At 70.9% G+C, this 2,777-nt stretch carries 2 protein-coding genes; one reads left to right on the top strand and one right to left on the bottom strand.

Annotation, left to right across the window (positions count from 1 at the left end):
* Positions 1-113: 113 nt before the first annotated feature.
* Positions 114-2,099: a monovalent cation:proton antiporter family protein gene (locus tag AC07XP_RS32160; RefSeq protein WP_307582434.1), complete on the top strand. Its 1,986-nt coding sequence runs from the start codon at positions 114-116 to the stop codon at positions 2,097-2,099.
* A gap of 16 nt (positions 2,100-2,115) precedes the next feature.
* Here the strand turns inward: AC07XP_RS32160 and AC07XP_RS32155 are convergent.
* The coding region (locus AC07XP_RS32155) for a zinc ribbon domain-containing protein (RefSeq protein WP_495266947.1) at positions 2,116-2,777 on the bottom strand (662 nt) is incomplete at its 5' end.

Raw genomic sequence — 2,777 nt, 5'->3', positions numbered from 1 at the left:
GTGGGTCGGGGCGGGGCGGGAGCTCATCGCCGGATTTTACGAGGCGGGCGCGGTCGGCGATCACATGGCCCGGGGAAGCCCGGGGCACGGACATTGCTCTAGCATCGGCGCCTATGTCTTCGTTCGATCTCACGCTGTTGTATCTGTTGGCCGCGGTGATCGGCGTGGTGGCCTGCCGGTCGCTCAAGCTGCCGCCGATGCTCGGCTACCTGACGGCCGGCGTGCTCATCGGCCCGCATGCGCTGGCGCTGGCGCAGAACTCCGAAGGCATCCGCCACCTGGGCGAATTCGGCGTGGTGTTCCTGATGTTCGTGATCGGGCTCGAGTTCAGCCTGCCCAAGCTGCGCGCCATGCGCAAGCACGTGTTCGGGCTGGGCATGGCGCAGGTGCTGCTGACCATGGCGCTGGCCACCGCCGGCGCGCTGCTGATCGCCACGCAGCTGCCGCCGGCCTGGCAGCTGGGGTGGCAGACCACGCTGGCGCTGTCGAGCGCGCTCACCATGAGCAGCACCGCCATCGTGGTCAAGCTGATGGCCGAGCGGCTCGAGCTGGAGAGCGAACACGGCAAGCGCGTGATGGGCGTGCTGCTGTTTCAAGATTTGGCCGTGGTGCCGCTGCTGGTGCTGATTCCCGCGCTGGGCGCGCCGCCCGAGGCGCTGGCCAAGGCCTTGGGCTTCGCGCTGGTGAAGGCCACCTTCCTCATCGGCGTGCTGCTGTACGGCGGGCCGCGCATCATGCGCTGGTGGCTCACGCTGGTGGCGCGGCGGCGCAGCGAGGAGCTGTTCATCCTGAACGTGCTGCTGATCACGCTGGGCCTGGCCTGGCTCACCGAGCTGGCCGGCCTGAGCCTGGCGCTGGGTGCCTTCATCGCCGGCATGCTGGTGTCGGAAACCGAATACAAGCACCAGGTCGAGACCGACATCCGCCCCTTCCACGACGTGCTGCTGGGGCTGTTCTTCATCACCGTGGGCATGTCGCTCGACTGGCACATCGTGGTCGAGCGCTGGCTGCTGGTGGCGGTGCTGCTGCTGGTGCCGCTGCTGTTCAAGCTGGGGCTGGTGACGGTGCTGGCGCGGGTGCTGGGCGCCACCTCGGGCGTGTCGCTGCGCACCGGCCTGTACCTGGCACAGGCCGGCGAGTTCGGCTTCGTGCTGCTGGCGCTCGCGCAGGACCGCAACCTGCTGCCGCCGTGGCTGGCCAACCCGGTGCTCGCGTCGATGGTGCTGTCGATGCTGGCCACGCCCTTCATCATCATGTACAGCAACGCCATCGTGCGAAAGCTGGTGGCCAGCGACTGGCTGCAGCAGTCGCTGCAGATGACGACCATCGCGCGCAAGACCATCAACACCGCGCAGCACGTGATCATCTGCGGCTACGGGCGCTGCGGCCAGAACCTGGCGCGCATCCTGGAGCGCGAAGGCATTCCCTACATGGCGCTCGACCTGGACCCCGACCGCGTGCGCCAGGCCGCCGCGGCCGGCGATTCGGTGGTGTTCGGCGACGCGGCGCGGCTGCAGGCGCTGATGGCCGCGGGCCTGGCGCGCGCCAGCGCGGTGGTCGTCACCTACCTGGACGTGGGCGGCGCGATGAAGGTGCTGGCCAACACCCGCGCCCATGCGCCGCACGTGCCGGTGATCGTGCGCACCCAGGACGACCACGACCTCGAGAAACTGCAGGCCGCCGGCGCGACCGAGGTGGTGCCCGAGGCCATCGAGGGGTCGCTGATGCTCGCCAGCCATGCGCTGGCGCTGGTCGGCGTGCCGATGCGGCGCGTGATCCGCGTGGTGCAGGACCAGCGCGACGCGCGCTACAACCTGCTGCGCGGCTACTTTCACGGCGCCGACGACGACAACGCCGACGAGATCGACCACGAGCGCCTGAACAGCTTCACGCTCACGCCGGGCGCACGCGCCATCGGCCAGACGCTCGAACGGATGGCGCTGCCGACGCTGGGTGTGCGGGTGGCCAGCCTGCGCCGCCAGGACGGCCAGGCGCGCGTGCCGGCCGACGACACGCTGCTGTCGGACGGCGACACCCTCGTGCTGTCGGGCAAGCCCGCCGCGCTGGCGATTGCCATCGAGCGGCTGCAGAAGGGCTGAGCCCGCCGTCGCAGGCTCAGTTCAAGAGCGACGGGTTGCGCTTTTCCTCTTCGATGCGCTGCTGACGGCGCACCGCCTCGCACTGTGCGTGCGACCTGTACTCGGGCTTCACGCACTGGGCCGCCATGCATTGCGCCTTGGCGATGAAGTTGCGGTCGCCGCATTGGGCCTGCGGGTCGGCCGGCGGGGCCGGTGTCGCTGGCGCGGGTGCCGGGGCAGCCGCCACAGGTGCTGCGGCGGGCGGGGCCTGGGACGCCGGTGCGGGAGGTGTCACGGGCTTGCGCGGCTTCGCGACAGGCGTCGGCTTCGGTGCGGCTTCCGCCGGCTCGGCGACCGCTTCCGCAGGTGGCGCTTCGGCCACGGGCGGCGCAGGCTCGGTCGCGGCCGGTGGTGCTTCGACCGCCGGCGGCGTCGCGACGGGAGCCGGCGCTGCGACAGGAGGCGGTGCCACGGCCGGCTCGGGCGCCTTGCTGCCGGTCCCGTAGCCCAGCCAGCCCGCGACCACCAGCAGCAGCGCGACCGCGAGCAGCCCCAGCCACAACCCGATGCCACGCGGGCGCAGCACCGGTTCGGGCGGCTTGATGCGCTTGACCTTGATCCGCGTCTTTGGCCGATCGGCTCGGGGGGAAGGAGGCAAAGACGATGCGGCGCCCCCACGCCCCGATGCCACGATCACGG

Source organism: Variovorax sp. GW531-E2 (assembly GCF_059423125.1).
Note: the sequence above shows the minus strand (reverse complement) of the source record. Positions and strands in the feature narration are given on the sequence as shown.

Bases quoted from the DNA above. Each gene is read 5' to 3' on its own strand.
- AC07XP_RS32160 (WP_307582434.1), top strand. From the start codon at position 114: ATGTCTTCGTTCGATCTCACGCTGTTGTATCTGTTGGCCGCGGTGATC.